At 60.3% G+C, this 24,982-nt stretch carries 24 protein-coding genes; 7 read left to right on the top strand and 17 right to left on the bottom strand.

Annotation, left to right across the window (positions count from 1 at the left end; translation table 11 throughout):
- Positions 1 to 76: 76 nt before the first annotated feature.
- Positions 77 to 1,111, top strand: coding sequence for an alpha/beta fold hydrolase (locus ACS4NR_RS15870; RefSeq protein ID WP_456017846.1), 1,035 nt, complete (start codon positions 77 to 79; stop codon positions 1,109 to 1,111).
- Between the two features lie 91 nt (positions 1,112 to 1,202).
- Here ACS4NR_RS15870 and ACS4NR_RS15865 read toward each other — a convergent pair whose 3' ends face one another.
- The 11 genes from ACS4NR_RS15865 to ACS4NR_RS15815 all read right to left on the bottom strand — a co-directional run bounded on the left by ACS4NR_RS15865 (position 1,203) and on the right by ACS4NR_RS15815 (position 13,811).
- Positions 1,203 to 1,532 carry a GlpM family protein gene (locus ACS4NR_RS15865; RefSeq protein WP_443532756.1) on the bottom strand — a complete coding sequence of 110 codons (330 nt, stop codon included), beginning with the start codon at positions 1,530 to 1,532 and terminating at the stop codon, positions 1,203 to 1,205.
- Positions 1,533 to 1,540: 8 nt separating this feature from the next.
- Positions 1,541 to 2,869 carry a two-component response regulator AauR gene (gene aauR, locus ACS4NR_RS15860; RefSeq protein ID WP_456017845.1) on the bottom strand — a complete coding sequence of 443 codons (1,329 nt, stop codon included), beginning with the start codon at positions 2,867 to 2,869 and terminating at the stop codon, positions 1,541 to 1,543.
- Positions 2,866 to 4,767, bottom strand: coding sequence for a two-component sensor histidine kinase AauS (gene aauS, locus ACS4NR_RS15855; RefSeq protein WP_095136941.1), 1,902 nt, complete (start codon positions 4,765 to 4,767; stop codon positions 2,866 to 2,868). The genes aauR and aauS overlap by 4 nt, the downstream gene beginning before the upstream one ends.
- Before the next feature lie 167 nt (positions 4,768 to 4,934).
- Complete coding sequence (locus ACS4NR_RS15850) at positions 4,935 to 5,669, bottom strand: amino acid ABC transporter ATP-binding protein (RefSeq protein ID WP_095136942.1); 735 nt, start codon at positions 5,667 to 5,669, stop codon at positions 4,935 to 4,937.
- On the bottom strand, positions 5,666 to 6,337 hold the full coding sequence (locus ACS4NR_RS15845) for an amino acid ABC transporter permease (protein ID WP_003227756.1): 672 nt from the start codon (positions 6,335 to 6,337) through the stop codon (positions 5,666 to 5,668). Before ACS4NR_RS15845 ends, ACS4NR_RS15850 begins: the two co-directional genes overlap by 4 nt.
- Entirely contained in the window at positions 6,337 to 7,083 is a 747-nt protein-coding gene (locus ACS4NR_RS15840) for an amino acid ABC transporter permease (RefSeq protein ID WP_095136943.1), read from the bottom strand. The genes ACS4NR_RS15845 and ACS4NR_RS15840 overlap by 1 nt, the downstream gene beginning before the upstream one ends.
- 190 nt (positions 7,084 to 7,273) lie before the next feature.
- Positions 7,274 to 8,200, bottom strand: a complete 927-nt coding sequence (locus ACS4NR_RS15835) for a glutamate/aspartate ABC transporter substrate-binding protein (protein WP_095136944.1) — start codon at positions 8,198 to 8,200, stop codon at positions 7,274 to 7,276.
- 464 nt (positions 8,201 to 8,664) lie between these two features.
- A complete protein-coding gene (glpD, locus tag ACS4NR_RS15830) occupies positions 8,665 to 10,200 on the bottom strand; it encodes a glycerol-3-phosphate dehydrogenase (RefSeq protein WP_456017844.1) in 1,536 nt (511 codons plus the stop codon).
- A gap of 328 nt (positions 10,201 to 10,528) precedes the next feature.
- Positions 10,529 to 11,284 carry a DeoR/GlpR family transcriptional regulator gene (locus tag ACS4NR_RS15825; RefSeq protein ID WP_007916700.1) on the bottom strand — a complete coding sequence of 252 codons (756 nt, stop codon included), beginning with the start codon at positions 11,282 to 11,284 and terminating at the stop codon, positions 10,529 to 10,531.
- Positions 11,285 to 11,379: 95 nt separating this feature from the next.
- The gene (gene glpK, locus ACS4NR_RS15820) at positions 11,380 to 12,882 is read right to left on the bottom strand and encodes a glycerol kinase GlpK (protein WP_095136946.1); all 1,503 of its coding nucleotides are present in this window, start codon (positions 12,880 to 12,882) and stop codon (positions 11,380 to 11,382) included.
- 77 nt (positions 12,883 to 12,959) lie between these two features.
- Positions 12,960 to 13,811, bottom strand: coding sequence for an MIP/aquaporin family protein (locus ACS4NR_RS15815; RefSeq protein ID WP_027612073.1), 852 nt, complete (start codon positions 13,809 to 13,811; stop codon positions 12,960 to 12,962).
- 361 nt (positions 13,812 to 14,172) lie between these two features.
- Here ACS4NR_RS15815 and ybaK point away from each other — a divergent pair, with 361 nt between their 5' ends.
- Both ybaK and ACS4NR_RS15805 read left to right on the top strand, forming a co-directional pair.
- Positions 14,173 to 14,643: a Cys-tRNA(Pro) deacylase gene (ybaK, locus tag ACS4NR_RS15810; protein WP_003227741.1), complete on the top strand. Its 471-nt coding sequence runs from the start codon at positions 14,173 to 14,175 to the stop codon at positions 14,641 to 14,643.
- A 95-nt stretch (positions 14,644 to 14,738) separates the two neighbouring features.
- Positions 14,739 to 15,521 carry a PhzF family phenazine biosynthesis protein gene (locus tag ACS4NR_RS15805; RefSeq protein ID WP_115984345.1) on the top strand — a complete coding sequence of 261 codons (783 nt, stop codon included), beginning with the start codon at positions 14,739 to 14,741 and terminating at the stop codon, positions 15,519 to 15,521.
- A 121-nt stretch (positions 15,522 to 15,642) separates the two neighbouring features.
- Here the strand turns inward: ACS4NR_RS15805 and ACS4NR_RS15800 are convergent, their stop codons facing one another.
- Positions 15,643 to 16,752, bottom strand: coding sequence for an ABC transporter ATP-binding protein (locus tag ACS4NR_RS15800; RefSeq protein ID WP_456017843.1), 1,110 nt, complete (start codon positions 16,750 to 16,752; stop codon positions 15,643 to 15,645).
- Positions 16,749 to 17,669 carry an ornithine carbamoyltransferase gene (gene argF, locus ACS4NR_RS15795; RefSeq protein ID WP_095136949.1) on the bottom strand — a complete coding sequence of 307 codons (921 nt, stop codon included), beginning with the start codon at positions 17,667 to 17,669 and terminating at the stop codon, positions 16,749 to 16,751. Before argF ends, ACS4NR_RS15800 begins: the two co-directional genes overlap by 4 nt.
- A 404-nt stretch (positions 17,670 to 18,073) precedes the next feature.
- Between argF and ACS4NR_RS15790 the strand changes: the two genes are divergently transcribed.
- The 3 genes from ACS4NR_RS15790 to grxD all read left to right on the top strand — a co-directional run bounded on the left by ACS4NR_RS15790 (position 18,074) and on the right by grxD (position 21,043).
- Complete coding sequence (locus ACS4NR_RS15790) at positions 18,074 to 18,364, top strand: hypothetical protein (RefSeq protein ID WP_027612069.1); 291 nt, start codon at positions 18,074 to 18,076, stop codon at positions 18,362 to 18,364.
- A 134-nt stretch (positions 18,365 to 18,498) separates the two neighbouring features.
- Positions 18,499 to 20,604 carry a molybdopterin oxidoreductase family protein gene (locus ACS4NR_RS15785; RefSeq protein ID WP_456017842.1) on the top strand — a complete coding sequence of 702 codons (2,106 nt, stop codon included), beginning with the start codon at positions 18,499 to 18,501 and terminating at the stop codon, positions 20,602 to 20,604.
- A gap of 97 nt (positions 20,605 to 20,701) precedes the next feature.
- Positions 20,702 to 21,043 carry a Grx4 family monothiol glutaredoxin gene (grxD, locus tag ACS4NR_RS15780; RefSeq protein ID WP_016773402.1) on the top strand — a complete coding sequence of 114 codons (342 nt, stop codon included), beginning with the start codon at positions 20,702 to 20,704 and terminating at the stop codon, positions 21,041 to 21,043.
- A 184-nt stretch (positions 21,044 to 21,227) separates the two neighbouring features.
- On the opposite strand, the gene bfr is transcribed toward grxD, so the two are convergent.
- Positions 21,228 to 21,701 (bottom strand): bacterioferritin, encoded by a 474-nt coding sequence (gene bfr, locus ACS4NR_RS15775; RefSeq protein ID WP_007963971.1) that lies wholly within the window; start codon positions 21,699 to 21,701, stop codon positions 21,228 to 21,230.
- 200 nt (positions 21,702 to 21,901) lie between these two features.
- Positions 21,902 to 22,120, bottom strand: coding sequence for a bacterioferritin-associated ferredoxin (locus ACS4NR_RS15770; protein WP_003227725.1), 219 nt, complete (start codon positions 22,118 to 22,120; stop codon positions 21,902 to 21,904).
- Positions 22,121 to 22,433: 313 nt separating this feature from the next.
- Between ACS4NR_RS15770 and ACS4NR_RS15765 the strand changes: the two genes are divergently transcribed.
- A complete protein-coding gene (locus tag ACS4NR_RS15765; protein ID WP_007963972.1) occupies positions 22,434 to 23,036 on the top strand; it encodes a peroxiredoxin in 603 nt (200 codons plus the stop codon).
- Positions 23,037 to 23,110: 74 nt separating this feature from the next.
- Here ACS4NR_RS15765 and rnt read toward each other — a convergent pair whose 3' ends face one another.
- Positions 23,111 to 23,788, bottom strand: coding sequence for a ribonuclease T (gene rnt / locus ACS4NR_RS15760; RefSeq protein ID WP_007963973.1), 678 nt, complete (start codon positions 23,786 to 23,788; stop codon positions 23,111 to 23,113).
- On the bottom strand, positions 23,785 to 24,831 hold the full coding sequence (gene pyrC, locus ACS4NR_RS15755) for a dihydroorotase (RefSeq protein WP_095136952.1): 1,047 nt from the start codon (positions 24,829 to 24,831) through the stop codon (positions 23,785 to 23,787). Before pyrC ends, rnt begins: the two co-directional genes overlap by 4 nt.
- Positions 24,832 to 24,982 lie beyond the last annotated feature (151 nt).

The following is a 24,982-nucleotide window of genomic DNA, read 5'->3' as shown; positions in this document are numbered from 1 at the left end:
CGTAACTGTGGCAGCGCGCTTGAACAAACTTCATCAGACTCGCGCTCTACTGGGGTTCTGCGTTTCGGTGTTTTTCATGATCAAGGGATTTTTTTCGCTCGCGGCCGTTTTGGCCGCGTTTTTATTCGGTACGTCAGCGTTCGCGGCGGCGCGTTGCGACGTGAATGTTCCGACCGAGCATGTCGATCTGCAACAAGTGAGCATTGCCTACCAGAGCATCGGCCGTGCTTCGGATCCGGCGCTGTTGCTGGTCATGGGCCTGGGCGGTCAGTTGATCCACTGGCCGGACGAAGTGGTGGTTGCGCTGTGTCAGCAGGGCTTTCGGGTGATCCGTTATGACAACCGCGATGTCGGCCTGTCGACCTGGCGGCAGGCACCGGCCGAGGCCAACCTGACCTTTGAAGTGCTGCGCTACAAACTCGGCTTGCCGGTGTCGGCGCCCTATTCGCTGACGGACATGGCCGACGATGCGCTGGGCTTGATGGACGCTTTGCACGTCGAGCAGTTTCACGTATTGGGCGCGAGCATGGGCGGGATGATCGCCCAGCATATGGCGGCAATGGCGCCACAACGGGTGGAGAGCCTGACGCTGATCATGACCAGTTCCGGCGCCGAAGGTTTGCCGGCGCCCAGTGCTGCACTGGTGCAATTGTTGGCCCGGCGTGGCGCGCCGAATCGCGAGGTGGCGCTGGAGCAGCAGGCCGATCTGCTGGCCGCGCTCGGCAGCCCCGCGGTGACCGATGACCGGCAGGCGTTGTTGCATCAGGCGGCGGAGGCCTACGACCGGGCGTTCAATCCTGAAGGTGTGAAACGGCAAATCATGGCGATTCTCGCCGAGCCGAGCCGGGTGGCCTTGCTCAATCAATTGCGCGTGCCGACGCTGGTGGTGCACGGCACGGCCGATCCGCTGTTGCCGGTGATGCACGGCGTGCATCTGGCGGCGCACATTCGCGGCAGTCAGTTGAAACTGATTCCGGGGCTGGCCCATCGTTTTCAGGAAGCGTTCAAGGCGCCCTTGCTGGCGGCGGTGTTGCCGTATTTGCAGGCGCATCGTGAAGACACGTCGCACTGGGCGCAGATCGAGCCGGTGGCAGGCGGCAAGCTGTTATAGCTGAGGTTTTGGCGGTGTTGATTCGGGCCTCTTCGCGAGCAAGCCCGCTCCCACATTTGCAATGCGGTTCGCTTGAGGGAGCGGGCTGTGATCAGGCGTGCAGGCGCACCCAGACCGTGACCAGCACGGTCGCCGCGATCAGCCACGCGACCACCGCCACCGCCAGTGAAGCCTCCAGACGCATGCGGTCAACCATCACGTACAGCGTCGCCAGATAGATGAAGTACGGAATGATCGACCACATGCCGAACACAATCGTCGCCTTCAGATCGTCGATCGAGCGGCCCTTGCCGACGATGTAATGGGCGATCAGGGCAAAGGTCGGAAACAGCGGCACCAGTCCGGCGATGTAATAGTTTTTGGTTTTCGACAGCGCGGCCAGGATCACCACCACCGCCGCGCCGAGTGCCGCTTTGAGTATCAGATCCATCAGTGGCTCAACCCGTATTTTTTCACTTTGTCGAACAGCGTGGTCTTGGCCATGCCCAATTCCAGACTGGCCTGGGTCAGGTTGCCGCCGCTGCGTTGCAAGGCGTCATTGAGCAGGTTGCGTTCGAACGCTTCCACTGCTTCGGCAAATGCCAGACCCTGACCGCCGCCGCTGGCGCCGGATTTCTTGAAGGCCGGCAGACCGAGGGCAAAGCGCTCGGCGACGTTACGCAGTTCGCGCACGTTGCCCGGCCAGTCGTGGCTCATCAGGTTCGACAGGGTCTGGTTGTCCAGCTCCGGCAACACCCGGTCGAAACGCAGCGCCGACTGCTGGCTGAAGTGCTCGAACAGTTGCAGGATGTCTTCGCGGCGCTCGCGCAGTGGCGGCAGTTCCAGGGTCACCACGTTGAGGCGGTAGTACAAGTCGCTGCGGAACTCACCGGCCTTGCTCGTTTCGTCGAGGTCGGATTTGGTCGCGGCAATCACCCGGCAATCCACCGCCACGCTCTGGTTCGAACCGAGGCGTTCGAGGGTGCGTTCCTGCAATACCCGTAGTAGCTTGATCTGCATCGGCAGGGGCATGCTTTCCACTTCATCGAGGAACAGTGTGCCGCCGTCGGCGTGTTCGATCTTGCCGATGCGCCGTTTGCCGGCGCCGGTAAAGGCGTTGGCCTCGTGGCCGAAGATCTCGCTTTCGAAGAGGTTTTCCGGCAGGCCGCCGCAGTTCAGCGCGACGAACTGCTTGCTGTGGCGGCGACTGAAGTCGTGCAGGCAGCGGGCGACCAGTTCCTTGCCGGTGCCGGTCTCGCCTTCGATCAGCACGTTGGCCGAAGTGTCGGCGACGTTGGCGATCAACTCGCGCAGGTTCTGCATGGCGGGTGAACGACCGATGATTCGGCCTTCGAGAGAATCGCGTTCGGCCAGTTGCCGCCGCAGCGAAGAGACTTCGCGGGCGAGGCTGCGTTGCTCCAGTGCGCGACGAGCGACGTCCACCAGCCGCTCCGGCGAGAACGGTTTCTCCATGAAATCGTAGGCGCCTTTCTGCATTGCGCCGACGGCCATGGAGATATCGCCATGACCGGTGATCAGCACCACCGGCAGGCTGCGGTCGCGTTGCTTGAGGCGGGTCAGCAGTTCCAGGCCATCGATGCCGGGCAGGCGAATGTCGCTGATGACGATCCCGGCAAAGTTGTCGCCGACCCGCTCCAGCGCTTCTTCGGCACTGCCGACGCCGATGCAGGGAATGTCTTCCAGGGTCAGCGCTTGCTGGCAGCCGAGCAGCACATGGGGGTCGTCTTCGACGATCAGCACACTAAGGTCGTGGTTCATATTGGCTCGGCAGGAGTAGGGCTTACCAACGGTAAACTGAGGACGAAGGTGGTGCCACCGCTGGCCGGGTGTTCGACACCCAGGTGCCCGCCGGTGGCGGCAGCGAGGCTGGCGGAAAGGGTCAGCCCGAGGCCCAGACCCTGTTCACCAGGTTTAGTGGTGAAGAACGGCTCGAACAGATGCTTGCGTGTTTCGGCATCGACGCCGTGACCGTTGTCGCGCACCCGCAGGCGATATTTGCCGTTGAACTCTTCGCCTTCCAGCCACAGCTGCGGCGAAGGTTGCGCTTGCATGGCGTCGAGGGCGTTGCCGATCAGGTTGACCAGAATCTGTTCGAGGCGGGTCTGGTCGATCTGCACCTGCACGTCGAGAAATTGCCGATGCAGTTGCAGTGACGCGCTCTCGACCCGGGCTCCGAGCACTTGCAGCGTGGCGTCCACCGCTTTGCCGAGACTGGCCTGGCCTTTGTCGTCACCACGGCGGGCGAACGAGCGCAGGCTGGCGGTGATCCGGCCCATGCGGTCGATCAGGTCATTGATGGTCTTGAGGTTGGTGCTGGCGACGTCGAGCTGGCCGCGTTCCAGAAAGCGAATGGTGTTGCCGGACAGGGTGCGCATCGCCGCCAGCGGCTGGTTCAGTTCGTGAGCGATGCTGGTCGACATCTGGCCGATGGCCGCGAGTTTGCCGGCCTGCACCAGTTCGTCCTGGGCGCGGCGCAGGGTTTCTTCGGCCTGGCGGCGCTCGCGGATCTGGCTCTTCAGCCGTTCGTTGCTGGCGCGCAGGTCGCCGGTGCGTTCGGTGATCCGCCGCTCCAGCTGATTGTTGGCTTCCTGCAAGGCTTCGCGGGCCGCAAGGCGGGTGGCGATGACCTTGCGTCGCTCGTTCCAGGCGATCAGCAGGAATGCCACCAGCGCGAAAGCCACCGCCACCAGGATTGCCTGATTGATCGCTTCGCGGCGCAGGTCCTGCAACGGTGTGAGCAGGGTGAAATTCCATGGCGTGTCGCTCAGCGGCCGGGTCTGCGCCAGGTAGCTGATGCTGTCGTCATCGGCGCTCAGTTCGCTGTTGGCCGGGAAGGTCAGTTTCTCCACACCGTCGGCCAGGGTTTCGCGGGCCAGCGGTTGCAGTTCGTTGAGCGGAAACCAGTAATACTGCAGGCTGCGGGCGAGTTTCTCTTTGGTTTCATCGCTCAGCGGGACCACCGATTTCAGGCGCCGCGCCGGATCGCTGGAGAGAATGATGATGCCGTTCTCGTCGCTGACGAAGGCTTCCAGGCGTGCGCGCTGCCAGCGTTCTTCCAGCGCTTCGAGGCGCACCTTGACCACGGCGACGCCGATGATCTTGCCGTGTTCTTCCAGGCCATGGGCGAGGTAGTAACCGGGTTCGCCGCTGGTGCTGCCGATCCCGTAGAAACGTCCGGGCTCGCCGCGCACGGCGTTCTGGAAATAGGCGCGAAAGGACAGGTCTTCACCCAGATAACTGTCGACGTCGCGCCAGTTGCTGGTGGCCATGACGCGGCCGGTAGTGTCCATCACGTAGATGGCCCGACTGCGGCTGCGCCGGTTCAGGCCTTCAAGGTAAGCATTGACCGTTTGCCGGTGTTCCGGGGTCGGGTCGGCCAGCAGTTGCGGGACACTGCTTTCCAGTTCCAGCAGGCTGGGCAGGTAGGTGTATTTGCTGATCTCGCTTTCGACCGTGCGCGCGTGCAGTTCGAGCTGACGCTGGCCGTTTTCGCTGAGGCTGCGGATGCCGAAATGTTCACTGGTCCAGAAGCCGATGTAACCCAGTCCGATCATCAGGATGATGATCAGCGGCGGCAGGAACAGATGGCGAATCAGACGGGGCTTCACGGCAAGTGATGGCGGCGCTGCGCGATAGAGATTGGGGTCGCATTTCATCACAGTTGCCTTGGGTCAACCACCACACAGATCTCTGGATCGTCATTGATCCAATGTGGGAGCGGGCTTGCTCGCGAAAGCGGTAGGTCAGTCAACGATGCTGTTGAAAGTGCCGGCCTCTTCGCGAGCAAGCCCGCTCCCACAGTTGGGGAGCGGTGTGTGGTTTTTTAATGCTGCAGGATTTTCTCGAGGAAGTGCTGCGCGCGTTCGGAGCGGGCACTGATGTCGCCGAAGAACTCCTCTTTCGGGCAGTCTTCGATGATCTTGCCGGCGTCCATGAAAATCACCCGGTCAGCCACTTTGCGGGCGAAGCCCATTTCGTGGGTCACGCACATCATGGTCATGCCTTCCTGGGCCAGTTGCACCATGACGTCGAGCACTTCGTTGACCATTTCCGGGTCGAGCGCCGAGGTCGGTTCGTCGAACAGCATGACGATCGGGTCCATGGCCAGTGCACGGGCAATCGCCACACGCTGCTGCTGACCGCCGGACAGTTGCCCCGGATGCTTGTGGGCGTGTGCCGACAGACCGACGCGTTCCAGCAGTTGCAGACCTTTCTTGGTCGCCTCTTCCTTGCTGCGGCCCAGCACCTTGATCTGCGCGATCGTCAGGTTCTCGGTGATGGTCAGGTGCGGGAACAGCTCGAAATGCTGGAACACCATGCCGACGCGCGAGCGCAGTTTCGGCAGGTTGGTCTTGGAGTCGGCAATCGAAGTGCCGTCGACGACGATGTCGCCTTTCTGGAACGGCTCCAGCGCGTTGACGCACTTGATCAGGGTCGACTTGCCCGAACCCGACGGGCCGCAGACCACGATCACTTCGCCTTTCTTGACCTCGGTGCTGCAATCAGTCAGCACCTGGAAGTCGCCATACCACTTGTTGATGTTTTTGATAGAGATCATACGGCGAACCTTTTTTGCAGACGCTTGACCAGCAGCGAGGCGGAAAAGCTGATGATGAAGTAGACGACACCGGCAAAGATCAGGAACTCGTTGGAGCGACCGATGATGTCGCCGCTGGAACGGGCAGAGTTGAGGAAGTCCACCAGGCCCACGGTGTAGACCAGCGAGGTGTCCTGGAACAGGATGATCGACTGTTGCAGCAGCAACGGGGTCATCTTGCGGAACGCCTGGGGCAGGATGATCAGACGCATGGTCTGGCCATAGGTCATGCCCATCGCTTGCGCGGCGGCCATCTGGCCTTTGGGGATCGACTGCACGCCGGCCCGGACGATCTCACAGAAGTACGCGGCTTCGAACATCATGAAGGCCACGACGCAGGAGGTGAACGCACCGATCGGCGTGTCTTCGCCAGTGATCCAGCGCAGCACGAACGGTACCGCCAGGTAGAACCAGGTGATCACCAGCAGCAGCGGGATCGAGCGGAAGTAGTTCACGTAAGCGCCGGCCACGCGCGACAGCAGTTTGCTGGACGACAGGCGCATCAGCGCGAGGATCGTCCCCAGCACGATGCCGCCGACCACGCCCATGACCATCAACTGCAAGGTCATGACCATGCCGTTCCACAGGCCCGGAATCGCGGGGATGATGCCGCTGAAATCGAAGTCCATTATTTACCCCCCACGGAGATCAGGCCGGGCACGGCAACTTTCTTCTCGACCATGCGCATCAGCAGCATCAGGCTCATGTTCAGGGTGAAGTAGATCAGCGTGGCCAGGGTGAAGGCTTCAAACAGATTGGCCGAGAACTCGGCGGTCTGTTTGGTTTGCGCCAGCAGTTCCATCAGGCCGATCAAGGACGCCACGGAGGAGTTCTTGAAGACGTTGAGGAATTCCGAGGTCAGCGGCGGAATGATGATGCGGTAGGCCTGGGGCAGCAGCACGTTCCAGTAAATCTGCGGCAGCTTGAAGCCCATGGCGCGGGCGGCGGATTCCTGGCCGCGTGGCAGCGCCTGGATCCCGGTGCGCACTTGCTCGCAGACTCGGGCAGCGGTGAACAGACCCAGGCAGATGACGACACTCAGGTAGGCCGAGGTGGTCGGGTTCAGATCCTGCTTGTACCAGTCCTGCAGGTTTTGCGGCAGCAGATCGGGCACCAGAAAGTACCAGATGAACAGCTGCACCAGCAGCGGCACGTTGCGAAACAGTTCGACGTAGCAGGTCGCGATGCCCGATACGAGGCGGTTCGGCACCGTGCGCATGACCCCCAGAATGGAGCCCAGCAGCAAGGCGATGATCCATGCCACGATGGCGATGGCAATGGTCCAGCCCAGGCCGGCGATGTACCAGTCGAGATAAGTCTCGCTGCCCACGCCGGTGGACTTGAAGAACACGCCCCAGTCCCAGTTGTAATTCATTAGGGTCTCCCCTCGAAATCGATCGATGTACAAGCACCCGCTTGGGGAAGATCCTTTCCCGTCCGACGTTGAACGCCGGGCACACGCGATCGGCTCGAAAACCGCCAGGTCGAGTGTTCCACTGTAAAACCAGCAGGTAACAGACGCCTGAGGGAGGATGGCTCCCTCAGGTGATAAGGTTAGTCAGGAATCAGATTTTTACGTCAGGCGCCGGCTTGTCGCTCGGGTTGGCGATCAGATCTTTTACCTTGTCGCTCATCGGGAAGTTCAGGTTCAGGCCTTTTGGTGGAATCGGGCTCTCGAACCACTTGCTGTAGATCTTGTTGATCTCGCCGGACTTGAACAGGCCGACGATGGCGTCATCCACAGCCTTCTTGAAGGCCGGGTCGTCCTTGCGAACCATGCATGCGTAGGCTTCGAACGACTGCGGCGTACCGGTGATGATCCAGTCGGCCGGCTTCTTGGCCTTGGCTTCTTCACCGGCCAGCAGGGCGTCGTCCATCATGAAGGCAACGGCGCGGCCGCTTTCCAGCATGTTGAAGGATTCACCGTGGTCCTTGGCGGAGATGATGTTCATGCCCATCTGCTTGTCGGCGTTCATCGCTTTGATGATGCGCTCGGACGTGGTGCCGGCGGTGGTCACGACGTTTTTGCCTTTGAGGTCGGCGAAGTCTTTGTAGGACGGGTTGCCATCCTTGTCTTTCTTGACCAGCAGACGGGTGCCGATTTCGAAGATGTTGACGGTGAAGTCGACTTGCTGGGCGCGCTCGGCGTTGTTGGTGGTGGAACCACACTCGATATCCGCGGTGCCGTTCTGGATCAGCGGGATACGGGTTTGCGAGGTCACCAGGTTGTATTTGACCTGCAGGTCTGGCTTGTTCAGGTCTTTTTTCAGGGCTTCAACGATGGCCAACTGAATATCGTGGGAGTAGCCAACGGGTTTACCGGAAGCATCCGCGATGTAGGAAAACGGGATGGAACTGTCGCGGTGAGCGAGGGTGACGGTGCCGGAATCGTTGATTTTCTTCAGGGTGCCGGTGAGTTCGGCGGCGAAAACTGGCGTGCTGATCAGAGCGGCCGCAATGGCTGCGCCCAGGATATGGGGAACGATGCGCATCAAATTTTCCTCGAATTGTTTTTTTTATGGAGCCAGTTCGTCGGCCCTTTTGTGCTTCGAATGCCTGACGGCTCCTGAAGTGTTGGCACAGCAGGCATTCGTCGAGAGAGTGTAGAGCATGAGTCGTGCCAGACCAGTCGATAGTGGCTAATTGCTTGATTTATAAGGTGATTAAAGTTTTGTGTCGGTGTTTTTGCCTGACGCTGATCCGGTTATCCGAATTGACCGGGAGGTCGCGTTCGGAAATCCGAACGATCTGTCGTCGGTTGTTTTCGGCAGCGCGACCTTTGTGGCGAGGGAGCTTGCTCCCGCTGGACTGCGCAGCAGGCCCGCTTTCATAAATGGGGCCGCTACGCGACCCAGCGGGAGCAGCTCCCTCGCCACAGGTAAAGTGGCCAGCCCGGATAAACAAAAAAGCCCCTGAATCGTGAGATTCAGGGGCTTCGTTTCAAGCGCTGTAAACGTCAGGCCGCTTCAGTCTTGCGATTCTGCTCAACCTTGCCCAGGTAAGCCGCCAGTTTCTCTTGCTCGGCCGGGGTGGTGAACAGGCCCAGTTTGCTGCGGCGCCACAGAATGTCGTGCGCAGTGGTGGCCCATTCTTCGCTGCACAGGTAATCGACCTCGCGGGTGTAGAGCCCGCCACCGAGGTGTTCGCCCATGTCGGTGAGGGTTTCCACGCCTTCGAGCATGCGCCAGGTGCGGCTGCCGTAGGTGGTGGCCCAGCGGCGGGCGATCTCGGTCGGGACGAAGTCGAACTTGTCGCGGATCTGCGCGCTCAAGGCCTGTGGGGTAGTCATGTCTTCGCCGCCGGGCAGGGTCGCGGTGGCGGTCCAGCTCGGGCGCATCTGGGTGAAGTACGGCATTAGTTGGGCCATCGCCGACTCGGCGAGTTTGCGGTAGGTGGTCAGCTTGCCGCCGAACACTGACAGCAGCGGTGCTTCTTCGCCGCCACCGGACAGCGCCAAGGTGTAATCGCGGGTCACGGCGGACGGGTTGTCGGATTCGTCATTGCACAGCGGACGCACGCCCGAGTAGCTGTGCTGGATGTCGTCGCGGCTGATCTGCTTCTTGAAATGGGCGTTGACCACTTTCAGCAGGTAATCGGTTTCGCCGTCGGTGATTGCCACTTTCGCCGGGTCACCGGTGTATTCGCGGTCGGTGGTGCCGATCAGGGTGAAGTGATTCAGGTACGGAATGGTGAAGACGATGCGCTGATCTTCGTTTTGCAGGATGTGCGCGTGATCGCCTTCATACAGCTTCGGCACGATGATATGGCTGCCCTGAATCAGGCGAATGCCGTACGGCGATTCCATCTTCAGGTCGTCACGGATGAACTTGGCGACCCACGGGCCGGCCGCGTTCACCAGAGCTTTGGCGGTGATCGAAAACAGGCTGCCGTCAGCGCGTTCCAGATTCAGGTGCCACAGGCCTTTGGCACGACGGGCGCTGACGCAACGGGTCTGGGTGTGCACGTGGGCGCCTTTTTCCCGGGCGGCCATGGCGTTCAGAACGACGAGGCGGGCGTCATCGACCCAGCAATCGGAATATTCGAAGCCTTTGGTGATTTCGCTTTTCAATGCGCTGTCGGCACCGAACTTCAGGCTTTTCGAACCTGGCAGCTTTTCACGCTTGCCGAGGTTGTCATAGAGGAACAGACCGGCGCGGATCATCCACGCCGGGCGCAGGTGCGGACGGTGCGGCAGCACGAAACGCATCGGCTTGACGATGTGCGGCGCCTTGGCCAGCAGCACTTCGCGCTCGGCCAGCGCTTCACGCACCAGACGGAATTCGTAATGTTCGAGGTAGCGCAGTCCACCGTGGATCAGCTTGCTGCTGGCCGACGAGGTGTGGCTGGCCAGGTCATCCTTTTCGCAAAGGAACACCGAAAGCCCGCGACCGGCGGCATCCGCTGCGATCCCCACGCCATTGATCCCGCCGCCAATCACGGCAACGTCGTAGATCTCGGAGATAGGGGGCGTACGCAAGGTAGATGTGGACATCGGCTGGCCTCGGGCTCTTTTGATTTTCTGTCTTGGAAATCGAACATAAATGTTCATTTGCGAAAATGGTAGCCCATAAAGACGCGCGCAGCCAGTCACGTTCGATTGAAAAAACTCATCGAAGGGCGGCTAAAAGAAAATTTTCGAACATTTAGAATTGCTGAGGCACTTTTGTGGCGAGGGAGCTTGCTCCCGCTCGGCGGCGCAGCCGTCGTAAATCCGGTGCGCAAGGCGTGGCTGGATGAATTGGGTTGGATGGTTTTGGGGCCGCTTCGCAGCCCAGCGGGAGCAAGCTCCCTCGCCACAGGGGAGCTGCACCAAGTGGGGTTTAAACGACTTCCAGACGAATCTTGTGCTGGCTCAGCAACTGCGCCAGTGCCGGCACCGGCTGCTGATCGGTCACCAGGCAGTCGATCAGGCTGATCGGACCGAGGCGGATCATCGCGTTACGCCCGAATTTGCTCGAGTCCGCCGCCAGTATCACCTGCCGCGCATTGGCGATGATCGCCTGCGACACGCGCACTTCCTGATAATCGAAGTCGAGCAGGCTACCGTCTTCGTCGATGCCGCTGATACCCACCAGGGCGAAATCGACCTTGAACTGGTTGATGAAGTCCACGCTCGCCTGACCCACCACACCGCCGTCACGGCGCACGTTGCCGCCGGTCAGCAGCACATCGAAATCATCCTTGGCGCTGAGCATCGAGGCGACGTGCAGGTTGTTGGTGATGATCTTCAGATGGTTGTGATTGAGCAGGGCGCGGGCAATCGATTCGGTGGTGGTGCCGATGTTGATGAACAGTGAGGCGTGATCGGGGATCTGCGCGGCGATGGCTTCGCCGATGCGTTGTTTTTCGTCGCGCATCTGGTCGGCGCGCATCGCATAGGCGGTGTTTTCGACGCTTGAATCATAGGCCGCGCCGCCATGGTAGCGGCGCAACAGATTGGCTTCCGCGAGCTGATTGATGTCGCGGCGGATGGTTTGCGGGGTAACAACGAACAGCGTGGCCATTTCCTCGATGCTCACATAGCCGCGTTCGCGGACCAGCTCGAGGATTTGCTGCTGACGGGGAGGCAGATTCATGGGGCTTCCTTTGGGCTGCCGTGCAAAATTTGCCCATGATGCCGCAGGAATCCGCTCCCGACCAGTTAGTTGCCTATCAGTCTCTGAAGGTTGGCTTATTCAGCGTCTTCACGCGCCCAGTCACGGGTGCGGCTGACGGCTTTTTTCCAGCCTTTGTACAGTTTCTCTTTCTCGACTTCTTCCAGGCTCGGTTCGAACTCACGCTCGATCACGGCCTTGCCGCGCAGTTCGTCGAGGCTGCCCCAGAAACCGCACGCCAGACCGGCCAGATACGCTGCGCCCAGCGCGGTGGTTTCACGCATTTGCGGACGCTCGACCTGAGTGCCGAGGATGTCGGCCTGGAACTGCATGAGGAAATTGTTGGCCACTGCGCCGCCGTCCACACGCAGGGCCTTGAGGCGTTCGCCGGAGTCCTGTTGCATGGCGTCGAGCACGTCGCGGGTCTGGTAGGCGATCGATTCCAGCGCGGCGCGGATGATGTGATCCACGCGCACGCCGCGCGTCAGGCCGAACAGTGCGCCACGGGCATACGGGTCCCAGTACGGAGCACCGAGACCGGTGAAGGCTGGTACCAGGTACACGCCGTTGCTGTCCTTCACTTTATTGGCGAAGTATTCGGTGTCGTGAGCGTCGTTGACGATCTTCAGTTCATCGCGCAGCCACTGCACGGTCGAACCGCCGTTGAACACTGCGCCTTCCAGGGCGTACGCCACTTCGCCACGCGGGCCGCAAGCGATGGTGGTGAGCATGCCGTGCTGCGATTTCACCGCTTTGTCGCCGGTGTTCATCAGCAGGAAGCAGCCGGTGCCGTAGGTGTTTTTTGCCTGGCCCGGCTCGACGCACATCTGGCCGAACAGTGCCGCTTGCTGGTCACCGGCGATACCGCCGATGGCGATGCCGCTCTTGGTGCGACCGTAGATTTCCGAAGAGGCTTTGACCTCCGGGAGCATCTCGCGCGGGATGTCGAGAATTTCCAGCATCTTCGAATCCCACTCCAGAGAGTGAATGTTGAAGAGCATGGTGCGCGAGGCGTTGGTGTAGTCGGTGACGTGCACCTTGCCGCCGGTGAATTTCCAGATCAGCCAGCTGTCGACGGTGCCGAACAGCAGTTCGCCGTTGCGCGCACGCTCGCGGCTGCCTTCGACGTTGTCGAGGATCCACTTCAGCTTGGTGCCGGAGAAGTACGGGTCGGTGACCAGGCCGGTGTTGTCGCGAATGTACTCTTCGTGGCCATCGCGCTTGAGCTGCTGGCAGATCTCGGTGCTGCGGCGGCACTGCCAGACGATGGCGTTGTACACCGGACGACCGGTGGTCTTGTCCCAGACCACGGTGGTTTCACGCTGGTTGGTGATACCGATGGCGGCCACCTGATCGTGATGCAGACCGGCCTGGGCCAGTGCTTCGACCATCACCGCGCTCTGGGTGGCGAAGATTTCCATTGGATCGTGTTCGACCCAGCCGGCTTGCGGGTAATGCTGGGCGAATTCGCGCTGGGCGGTGCAGACCACGTTCGCGTCGCGGTCGAAAATGATCGCGCGGGAGCTGGTCGTACCCTGATCGAGGGCAATGATGTAGTTCTTATTCTGAATGTCGGTCATGTCGATTGCCTTGGACGAAATAAGGGAGAGTGGGCCTTGGCGCGGGCTCTAAAGGGCAGGAACCCGCGCCGACTGTTTCAAGAAGTTCTTGGTTTGCCGTCAATGGCCGGTTCTGCATCCTTTGTAGCAGGTGTGGCGCCGGTCAGGTGACGGGCGATGAGCCCGCGATACCCGGCAGCGCCGAGGCAGGCACCGACAATCGGTGCAAAAATCGGAATCAGGAAGTACGGAATATCGCGACCGCCAGTGAAGGAAATTTCACCCCAGCCGGCGAAGAAAGTCATCAGTTTCGGACCGAAGTCACGCGCCGGGTTCATCGCGAAACCGGTCAGCGGGCCCATCGAGCTGCCGATCACCGCGATCAGCAGGCCGATCAGCAGCGGTGCCATCGGGCCTTTCGGTAGACCGTTATTGTCGTCGGTCAGGGCCATGATCACGCCCATCAGGATTGCGGTGATGATCATCTCGACCAGGAATGCCTGAGCGGTGGACAGCACCGGATTGGGGAAGGTCGAGAATACCGAGGCCAGCTCAAGGCTGGCGGCGGTGCCACGCACCATGTGGTGAGTTTGTTCGTAATCGAAGAATAGATTGCTGTACAGCGTGTACACCAACAGCGCACCGCAAAACGCGCCGGCGATCTGCGACAGGATATAGAACGGTAGTTTGCGCTTTTCAAAGTCGGCAAAAATGCTCAGGGCGATACTCACGGCGGGGTTCAGATGCGCGCCGGAAACCCCGGCGGTCAGGTAGATCGCCATGCTCACGCCGACGCCCCAGATGATGCTGATTTCCCACAGACCGAAGCTGGCGCCCGCGACTTTGAGCGCGGCGACACAGCCGGTGCCGAAGAAGATCAACAGTGCAGTCCCCAGAAACTCGGCCAGACATTGGCCGGAAAGCGAAGGTTGCTGTAAAGCAGTTGTCATTGAAAACCTCGATTTTTGTTGTTGTCTGGCGCGTTCGCCGTCAGGGCAAGGCGCGATTTTCCCCGGGGCAGGATCCCCATCCTGTTCCCGGTTACTGCTGGGTGCTGCGGTGATGATAATTCTTACATTATTCAGATTCGAAAAAATATAGACAAGAAACAAACCTGTCAAAGGTCGAAAGTGAACCACCGGTCACAATTAAACTATCAGCCTGCTGAATGATCCTGCGAGTGAACGCGGCGCTAGTTCGGCGATATGCCCGCAAAGCCCGGAAAACGGGGCTTGCGCTAGAGCCTTTTGCGAGGTGATGGCCTAGAATCCGGCGCAGGATTTTTCTGTTGATGCCGAACCTGGAGCTGCCATGACCCCTGCGTTGGACTTGTTGAAAAAAGTTCGTGCCGAACATCGCGTGCACAGTTACGAACATGACCCCAAGGCCGCGTCCTATGGGCTGGAGGCCGCCGAGAAACTGGCGCTGGAGCCGGCTCAGGTGTTCAAGACGCTGCTGGCCGCCAGTGAAAAAGGTGAATTGCTGGTGGCGGTGGTGCCGGTCGTCGGAAGTCTTGATCTCAAAGGCCTGGCCCACGCGGCGGGCGTGAAGAAAGTCGAAATGGCTGACCCGGCTGCGGCGCAGCGTTCCACCGGTTATCTGTTGGGCGGCATCAGTCCGCTGGGGCAGAAGAAGCGTCTGCGTACCTTCATCGATAACTCGGCCCAGGGCTTTGCGACTATTTATGTCAGCGCCGGCCGACGCGGCCTGGAAGTCGAGTTGGCGCCGGCGGTTCTGGCTGAACACACCCAGGCCAAATTCGCCGACATCGGTCGTGCATGACCTTGCGTTCTGTATGAAGAAAATTGCCCGCTTCTGTCACTGGCGCTGAGCGCAGCGCGGCTGCATGCTCTGCCGACTCATTCAGGGAGAAGGTTATGCAGCTCGAATTTCATCAGGTTGATGCGTTCAGTGATCGGCCGTTCAGTGGCAACCCGGCGATGGTGTATCGGCTCGATGCATGGCTCGCGGACGATTTGATGCAGAAGATCGCCGCCGAACACAACCTGGCGGAAACCGCGTTTGTGGTGCGCGAAGGCGCAGCGTGGCACATCCGCTGGTTCACCCCGACCACCGAGGTGCCGTTGTGCGGGCACGCCACACTGGCCAGCGCCTATGTGTTGTTCGAGGTCTACAAGGAAAACGCCGAGCGTCTGGACTTCACCTGCAAGTCCGGGCCGCTGAGCGTCAGTCGCGAGGGCGATCGCCTGTGGCTGGACTTCCCGTCGATTGTGCCGTCAGAGATTGGCGTGACGCTGGATGTCGAGCGCGCGCTGGGCGTCGAGGCGGTGGATGTGCTCGGCTCCAACGAGTTGTTTGTGGTGCTGGAGTCGGAGCAGGCAGTGCTCGACTGCAAGCCGGACATGGTCGCGCTGGCGAAACTGCCGTGGCTCGGCGCCATCGTGACCGCGCGCGGCAACCAGCATGATTTCGTCTCGCGCTACTTCGCCCCGGCGATCGGCATCAATGAAGACCCGGTGACCGGCTCGACGCATTGCAGCCTGATTCCGTACTGGTCGAAACGCCTGGGCAAATCCAGTTTGACCGCGTGCCAGCGCTCGGCGCGGGGCGGGGAGCTGTTCTGTCGGCTGGAGGGTGAGCGAGTAAAAATCGGTGGCAACGCGACGCTGGTGGCGAGCGGCACACTGATCTTGGGCTGAACCCAAAACCAAATGTGGGAGCGGGCTTGCTCGCGAATGCAGGGTATCAGTCACCTTCATCGTTGACTGACACAGCGCATTCGCGAGCAAGCCCGCTCCCACAGTTTTGATCCAGCGCGGATCAGAGGGCGGTGCTGTAGCGGCGTACGCCGTTTTCCACTGCCGGGACTTGTGCGGCGGTGCTGCCCGATGCCTGGAACAGCACCAGATGTTCAGCCGCTACGCGAATCCCCACCTCCGCACCCACCTGATGGTCGGCATGGCTGGGGAAGATCGATTCCAGCTGTGCACCGGTCGGCAGTTGCAGGCGATACAGGGTCGAGGCACCGAGGAAGGTCTTGCCGACGATGCGTGCTTTCAACGCACTGTCCGGCGCATAAACGATGTCATCCGGACGCAGCAACACATCCACCGCACCGCCCACCGGCCAGGTGTAGGCCCGGTTGCCGCGCAGTTCGCCGAGTTCGGTCTGCACCGATTCCGGGCTGCCGAGCTGGCCGCGAATGAAATAGCCCTGACCGATGAAACTCGCCACAAACGGTGTCGCCGGTTCGTGATAGAGGTTGTACGGCGTGTCCCACTGCTCCAGCCGACCTTCCTTGAACACACCGACGTGATCGCTCACGGCGAAGGCTTCTTCCTGGTCGTGGGTCACCAGAATCGCACTGGTGCCACGGGCCTTGAGGATGTCACGCACTTCTTGGCTGAGCTTGCGGCGCAGTTCGCCATCGAGGTTGGAGAACGGCTCGTCGAGCAGCAGCAATTGCGGTTCCGGTGCCAGGGCGCGGGCGAGGGCAACGCGCTGTTGCTGGCCGCCGGACAGCTCGTGCGGGAAGCGCTTGCCGAGGTTCTTCAGGTTGACCAGTTCCAGCAGCTCTTCGGTAACGCGCTCCTTGTTCGGGTGCTTGCGGATACCGAAGGCAATATTGTCCGCGACGGTCAGGTGCGGGAACAGCGCGTAATCCTGGAACACCATGCCGATCCGGCGTTTCTCCGGCGCCAGGGTGAAACCGGCGCTGGAGATGGTCTCGCCGCCGAGCTGGATTTCCCCTTCGTGCACCGGTTCGAAACCGGCAATCGCGCGCAGGGTGGTGGTCTTGCCGCAACCGGACGAGCCGAGCAGGCAGCCGATGTCACCGGCGTTGAGGTGCAGATTGAGGTTCTGCACCACGCGTTGATCTTGATAGCCGCAAGCGAGGTTGCGCAGGTTCAGCAGTAGTTCATGGCTCATGCGTGGTGATATGCCGGTTCGACGAGGAACTCGAGCAGGGCCTTCTGTGCGTGGAGACGGTTTTCTGCCTGATCCCAGGCGACGGAACGCGGGTCATCAAGCAGGTCGAGGCTGATTTCTTCACCGCGGTGCGCTGGCAGGCAGTGCATGAACAGCACATCTTCAGCCGCCAGATCGAGCAGGGCGCGGTTCACCTGGAACGGTGCGAACAGTTTCAGGCGCTTGGCAGTTTCCTCTTCCTGACCCATCGAAGTCCAGACATCGGTGCTCACCAGATGCGCACCGCGTACGGCGTCTTGCGGATCGCGGACAATGGTCACGCGATCGCCGGCGCGGGCGACGAATTCTGGATTGGGCTCGTAGCCTTGCGGACAGGCAACGCGCAACTGGAAGTCGAACTGGATCGCCGCTTCTATATAGCTGTTGCACATGTTGTTGCCATCGCCGATCCACGCCACGGTCTTGCCCTGGATCGAGCCGCGGTGTTCGAGGAAAGTCTGCATGTCGGCCAGCAACTGGCACGGGTGCAGGTCATCGGACAGGCCGTTGATCACTGGCACGCGCGAGTTGGCGGCGAATTCGGTCAGGGTGCTGTGGGCAAAGGTACGGATCATCACCGCGTCGAGCATGCTTGACATGACGATGGCGCAGTCGCCGATCGGCTCGCCACGGCCCAGTTGGGTGTCACGCGGCGACAGGAAGATCGCCTGGCCACCGAGCTGGATCATGCCGGCCTCGAAGGAGATCCGGGTACGGGTCGAGGATTTCTCGAAGATCATCCCCAGGACGCGGTTTTTCAGCGGCTCGAACAGTACGCCGCGGTTACGCAGGTCCTTGAGCTCAACGCCTCGACGGATCACGCTGACCAGCTCTTCGGGCGTGCAATCCATCAGGGAGAGAAAGTGCCTTGCGCTCATCATTGACTACCTTTTTGCTACAGACCGCAGATGCTCAAAGCCTTGTTTAACGGAACAACGGGCGAGACCTGCGGCGTAAGCCGCACGGGGCGACGAAATAGGGGAAGGCGCGATATTGACACTAAATGTCGCGTTACGCCAATAGGCTACGGTTTTTGCGGGATTCGGAGAGCGCACTGGATGTTGCAGCCGCGCATTTGAAGCCGGGTTCAGGACAGCCGCGAGCCTCTTTGTACACCGGCCTCGCCGGGCTTGGCAATGCGCCGTGGCGGGGATCAGGTCGACCAGGTCGGTTTACGAGCGTGGCGCCACGCCATCACTTGGTCGGATGCTCAGACTGAAACATTTGCTAAAGCAAAGTGCTGGGTTATAAATAAGTTTCGAGCGACGCAGGAAGCCTCCGCATGGAATCGAAAGAAAAACTGTTAATGGAACTGCTGGGCCACACGGCTCGCTCACTGACCCATCTCACCGCGTCGGTCACTTCAATGTCCTTCGAACTGCTGCGTAGCGAGGACGAAGTGGTCAAGACCGCCGGCCGCCACATGATCGATCGCATGGCGACCATCAGTGCCGGGCTCGACGAGCACTGGCGGTTGATCGGCGAACTCACCGGCGTGCATGTCGCCCACGAGCAGATCGAAACCATTCAGGAAATTCAGCTGGCTGCGCCGCCGCAGCTGCCGTCGAACTGATCATGGCGGTTTATCGGCTCGCCTGATAACCGTCGATTCACAAGACGAACGTCGCTGGCGCAGGATCTGAGTCGGGGCCATAGTTTTGTTCCCGCGGGCGTGATTGCCTGCCCAGAACAAGACAGAGACTGGCCATGACCAAGACTCTCCATCACCGTGCCTGCCACCTGTGCGAAGCCATCTGCGGTCTGACTATCGAGACCACCGAAACCGATGGCAACGTCGCGATCACCTCGATCAAGGGCGATGCGCTCGACACCTTCAGTCGTGGGCACATCTGCCCCAAGGCCGTGGCCCTGCAAGACATCCAGAATGATCCCGACCGCCTGCGCCAGCCAATGCGCCGGGTCGGCAGCGAATGGCTACCGATCGAGTGGGACGAAGCCTTTGCACTGGTGGCCGAGCGTCTGGCGGCGATTCAGGAACGTCACGGGCAGAACGCGGTGGCGGTCTATCAGGGCAACCCCAGCGTGCACAACTACGGGCTGATGACCCACAGCAATTACTTTCTTGGCCTGCTGAAGACGCGCAACCGCTTCTCGGCGACTTCGGTCGATCAGTTGCCGCATCACCTGAGCAGTTACCTGATGTACGGCCACGGCTTGCTGTTGCCGATCCCGGACATCGATCACACCGATTTCATGCTGATCCTCGGCGGCAACCCGCTGGCATCGAACGGCAGCATCATGACCGTGCCGGATGTCGAGAAACGCCTGAAGGCGATTCAGGCGCGCGGTGGCAAAGTGGTGGTGGTCGATCCCCGGCGCAGCGAAACGGCAGCCATCGCCGATCAGCACTTGTTTGTGCGGCCGGGTGGCGATGCGGCCTTGTTGTTCGGGGTGCTCAACACCTTGTTCGAAGAAGGTCTGACCCGCGACAGTCACTTGCCGGTTGATGGCCTCGATGAAGTGCGCGCAGCCGTCGCCACGTTCACTGCCGAAGCCATGAGCCCGCTGTGCGCCGTGCCGGCCGGGCAGATCCGCCAACTGGCGCGGGATTTCGCCGCTGCGCCGAGCGCGGTGTGCTACGGGCGCATGGGCGTTTCAACGCAGGCGTTCGGCACCCTGTGCCACTGGCTGGTGCAGTTGATCAATCTGGTCACCGGCAACCTCGACCGGGTTGGCGGAGCGTTGTGCACCGAGCCTGCGGTGGATCTGGTGGCATCGACCTCGGGCGGGCATTTCAACAAGTGGCAGAGCCGGGTCTCCGGACGCCCCGAGTACGGTGGCGAGCTGCCGGTGTCGGCGCTGGCCGAAGAAATGCTCACCGAAGGCGAAGGGCAGATTCGCGCGCTGATCACTGTGGCCGGCAATCCGGTGTTGTCGACGCCAAACGGCCGGCAACTGGAGCAGGCGCTGGATGGCCTGGAGTTCATGCTCTGCATCGACCTGTACATCAACGAGACCACGCGTTACGCCGACCTGATCCTGCCGTCGACCTCGGCGCTGGAGAACGATCATTACGACACCACCTTCAACCTGTTCGCGGTGCGCAACGTCACTCGCTTCAACCGGGCGATTCTCGCCAAGCCTGAGGGCGCATTACACGACTGGGAGATCTTTGTCGGCCTGGCCAAGGCGTTTGCCGAGAAGACTGGCAAGGAGCTGAAACCGACGATGCCGCCGGCGAAGATGATCGACATGGGCCTGCGCATGGGCCTGTATGGCGATGCGTCCGAGCAAAAGCTGTCATTGGCGACATTGTTCGATCATCCGCACGGGATTGATCTAGGGGCGTTGAAACCGAATCTTGCAGCTCGCCTGAAGACGCCAAATCAACGGGTGCAGGCCGCACCACCGGAGATCCTCGCAGACCTCGCACGCTTCGCGGCCTTGCAGGCGCCAGCCGCTGATGAGCTGTTGATGATTGGCCGTCGGCATGTGCGCAGCAACAACTCCTGGATGCATAACTACCATCGGCTGGTGAAGGGCAAGCCACGGCATCAATTGCTGATGCACCCGGATGACCTCGCCAGCCGTGGGCTCAACGATGGTCAGTTAGTTCGCGTCAGCTCGCGGGTAGGGCAGATCGAGGTCGAGGTGCTCGGCAGTCTGGACATGATGAAAGGCGTGGTCAGCCTGCCGCACGGTTGGGGGCATGCGCGGCCAGGTGTGCAAATGGCAATCGCCAGTGGGCAGCCAGGTTCGAGTGCTAATGATCTGACCGATGAGTGTCAGCTTGATGAACTGTCGGGGAACGCCGCGCTCAATGGCGTGCCGGTGACCGTGGCGGCGGCCTGAACGAGACCGTCGGGGAGACCGAGCATGGCGCTCGGGATTCCGTTACAATGCGTCACCGTGCCGACCCATGAGTCGGAAAGTTCAGCCGAGGTGCTCCATGGATATCATCGAAACGATTAAAGAGCAGATTGCCAACAACACCATTCTGCTTTACATGAAAGGCTCGCCGAATGCCCCGCAGTGTGGCTTCTCCGCGAAAGCTGCGCAGGCCGTGATGGCGTGTGGCGAAAAGTTTGCGTACGTGGATATCCTGCAGAACCCGGAAATCCGCGCCAATCTGCCAAAGTACGCCAACTGGCCGACTTTCCCGCAACTGTGGGTTGGCGGTGAGCTGGTCGGCGGTAGCGACATCATGACCGAGATGGCTGCAGACGGTTCGCTGCAAAGCACCATCAAGGCGGCTGTCGAAGCGGCTGCTGCGAACAAGTCCGAAGCCTGATCCCGGCTTCATTCGGCGCTGGTTTCTCCTGTAGGAGCTGTCGAGTGAAACGAGGCTGCGATCTTTTGATCGGCAGCCGATAAAAAGCCCCGCACCTCGAAAGAGGGCGGGGCTTTTTAGTGCGCTGGAAAAGTCAACGCGAGTTGCCGGTGCAATCTGAAAAGATCGCAGCCTGCAGCAGCTCCTACTCTTCGCCCATCTGCGATTGCAGATAGTTTTCGAGGCCGACTTTATCGATCAGGCCCAGTTGGGTTTCCAGCCAGTCGATATGCTCTTCTTCGGATTCAAGAATGTCTTCGAGCAGTTCACGGCTGCCGAAGTCGCCAACCGATTCGCAATGGGCGATGGCGGCTTTCAGATCGGCGTGGCCAGTCTTCTCGATACGCAGGTCACATTCCAGCATTTCCCGGGTGTGCTCGCCGATGTGCAGCTTGCCCAGATCCTGGACGTTCGGCAGACCTTCGAGGAACAGGATGCGCTTGATCAGCTTGTCCGCGTGCTTCATCTCGTCGATGGATTCGTGGTACTCGTGCTTGCCCAGCTTGTTCAGGCCCCAATCTTCATACATGCGTGCATGCAGAAAGTACTGATTGATCGCGACCAGTTCATTGGCAAGGATCTTGTTGAGATGCTGGATGACTGTAATGTCGCCTTTCATGATGGGAGTCCTGCCCTGTATTAGCTGTATATAAGGCGGAGTTTGAGCTTGGTATTTATAAGTGTCAAACCTAAGTTATTGAATAATAAATGAAATTAAATCTGAATAAGAATGTTTGTGTTCCGCGTCTAGCGCCTAAGCGCTTGATTTGCAGGCATAAAAAAACCGGACATATGTCCGGTTCTTTGAAATAGGGGTGATTATGCCGCGGTAAATTCTACGGGGTAGGGGATCGCAGCCTGAGCGGTTTGCAGCTTGGTCAGGGTTTCGCGAACCACTTCCTTGGCAAGGCACGCACATTTGCCGCATTGGCTGGCGACGCCGGTGGCCTGGCGGACTTCTTTGTAGCTGCAGCAACCTTCATAGATCGCTTCGCGGATTTGTCCGTCGGTGACGCCAGTGCAGAGACAAACATACATAAGTGAGAACCGTCGCTGGTTGTGACTCAATTGCGATGGATCTTAATGTTAACGAGAATGATTGTCAAAGTGCTTTCTGAATGGTTTTCGATCGAAAGGCTGGTCACTGACGAACGGTGATTAATGGCGAATTGCCTGGCCCCGAAAATGCTGGTCCGTTATCCGCATTGGGCAAAAAACCGTTAAGGACAGGCGAAAAACGCAGTGTATGATGGTCGGCCCTTGCGAAGAGGGTTCGTGTCACAGGGCTGTCGCCTCAGGGTGGCAGGCTGGCCCGGACCCTGAACTTCAAGTTATTCACCAGGAGATATCCATGAGCGTACTCGTAGGCAAACAAGCCCCTGACTTCACCGTCCCGGCCGTACTCGGCAATGGCGAGATCGTTGACAGCTTCACCCTGTCCTCGGCCATCAAAGGCAAATACGGCCTGGTGTTCTTCTACCCACTGGACTTCACCTTCGTCTGCCCGTCCGAGCTGATCGCTCTGGACAACCGCATGGCCGACTTCAAGGCGCGCAACGTGGAAGTGGTCGCCGTGTCGATCGACTCGCACTTCACTCACAACGCCTGGCGCAACACCCCAGTGAACAATGGCGGCATCGGCCAGGTGAAATACACCATGGCTGCCGACATGAAGCACGAAATCGCCAAGGCCTACGACGTTGAGTCCGAAGGCGGTGTGGCTTTCCGTGGCGCGTTCCTGATCGACGACAAGGGCGTTGTCCGCTCGCAGATCATCAACGACCTGCCGCTGGGCCGTAACATGGAAGAGCTGATCCGTCTGGTTGACGCGCTGCAATTCCACGAAGAGCACGGCGAAGTCTGCCCTGCGAACTGGAAGAAAGGCGACAAAGGCATGAACGCTTCGCCAGAAGGCGTTGCGGCTTACCTGACCGAGAACGCTGCAGCCCTGTAAGGCGCACGTCGCGGTACAAAAAAAACCGGCCCATGTGGCCGGTTTTTTTATGCGCGGGAAATACCCGACGAGGATCAGTCGTCGAAATCTTCCCAGCCGCCCATCTGTTTCCAGCGGTTGACGATGCCGCAGAACAGCTCGGCAGTCTTCTCGGTGTCGTAACGCGCCGAATGCGCTTCACGGCCGTCGAAGTCGATGTCCGCTGCCTGACAGGCCTTGGCCAGGACGGTTTGACCGTACGCCAGACCGGCCAGGGTCGCGGTGTCGAAGCTGGAGAACGGGTGGAACGGGTTGCGCTTCATGTCCAGACGCGCAACCGCAGCATTCAGGAAGCCAAGGTCGAAACTGCTGTTGTGGCCGACCAGGATCGCCCGTTTGCAGCCATTGGCCTTCAGCGCCTTGCGGATGCCACGGAAGATGTCGGTCAGCGCGGTTTCTTCGCTGACGGCCATGCGCAGCGGGTGATCGAGCTTGATCCCGGTGAACTCCAGCGCGGCTGCTTCGATGTTGGCGCCTTCGAACGGCTCGACGCGGAAGAAGTAGGTGTGATCCGGGTAGACAAAACCCTTTTCATCCATGGCGATGGTGGTCGCGGCAATCTCCAGCAGAGCGTCGGTGGCCGAATTGAAGCCACCGGTCTCTACGTCGACAACAACCGGCAGGTAGCCGCGAAAACGCGCTGCCATTGGATGACGGGAACCGCCGCCGCCACCTTGACCGTCCAGTTCGTCGTCGAAATGGTCTTCACTCACGCGTGTTCCTCCAGCAGGCGCCAGCGCAGTTTTTCACCGGCGCGCAGCGGGATAACGTTCAGCTCGCCGAATGGCAGGCTGGTCGGGGCGGTCCATTCTTCGCGAACCAGGGTGATGCGATCGGTGTTGGTCGGCAGACCATAGAAGCGCGGGCCGTTGAGGCTGGCGAATGCTTCGAGCTTGTCCAGCGCATTGCGCTGTTCGAACGCTTCGGCATACAGCTCGATGGCGGCGTACGCGGTGTAGCAGCCGGCGCAGCCGCAGGCGGCTTCCTTGGCGTGCTGGGCGTGCGGCGCCGAGTCGGTACCGAGGAAGAACTTGGCGCTGCCGCTGGTGGCGGCGTCGAGCAGGGCTTCCTGATGGGTATTGCGCTTGAGGATCGGCAGGCAATAGAAGTGCGGCCGAATCCCGCCCACCAGCATGTGGTTGCGGTTGTACAGCAGGTGATGCGCGGTGATGGTGGCGCCGACGTTGGCCGAAGCCTCGTTGACGAACTGCACGGCGTCGCCGGTGGTGATGTGTTCGAACACGACTTTGAGCGTCGGGAAACGCTCGACCACACGGCGCATGTGCTCATCGATGAAAATCTTTTCGCGGTCGAAGACATCGACATCGCCACGGGTGACTTCGCCGTGGATCAGCAGCGGCATGCCGACTTCAGCCATGGCTTCCAGCGCCGGGAAGATCTTGTCGATACTGGTCACGCCGGAGTCGGAGTTGGTGGTGGCGCCGGCCGGGTACAGTTTGGCGGCGTGCACGAAACCACTGGCCTTGGCCTCACGAATTTCTTCGGGCTGGGTGCGGTCGGTGAGGTACAGCACCATCAGCGGTTCGAAGCGACTGCCGGCCGGGCGGGCAGCGAGAATCCGCTGGCGATAGCCGTCGGCTTCAGCGGCGTTGCGCACCGGTGGTACCAGGTTGGGCATGATGATGGCGCGGCCAAAGGTGCGCGCAACATCGGCAACGGTATTGGTCAACACGGCACCATCGCGAAGATGAATGTGCCAGTCGTCGGGACGCAGCAGGGTCAGGCGGTCGGACATGAGGGGATTCCAGGCGGGTCAAACTGAGGGGAATGCTACCGGAAAAGACTCTTGCAGGCACCCGCTATCAAGTTTTGCAGGAACCTTCCGATATCCCGTAGGTATGCCGTAAACATAGTGTGAATCGGTCTTTGTGTGACAGAAGCCAATG

This window comes from Pseudomonas sp. JQ36, from assembly GCF_053851495.1.
This window is presented reverse-complemented; position numbering and strand designations above follow the sequence as displayed.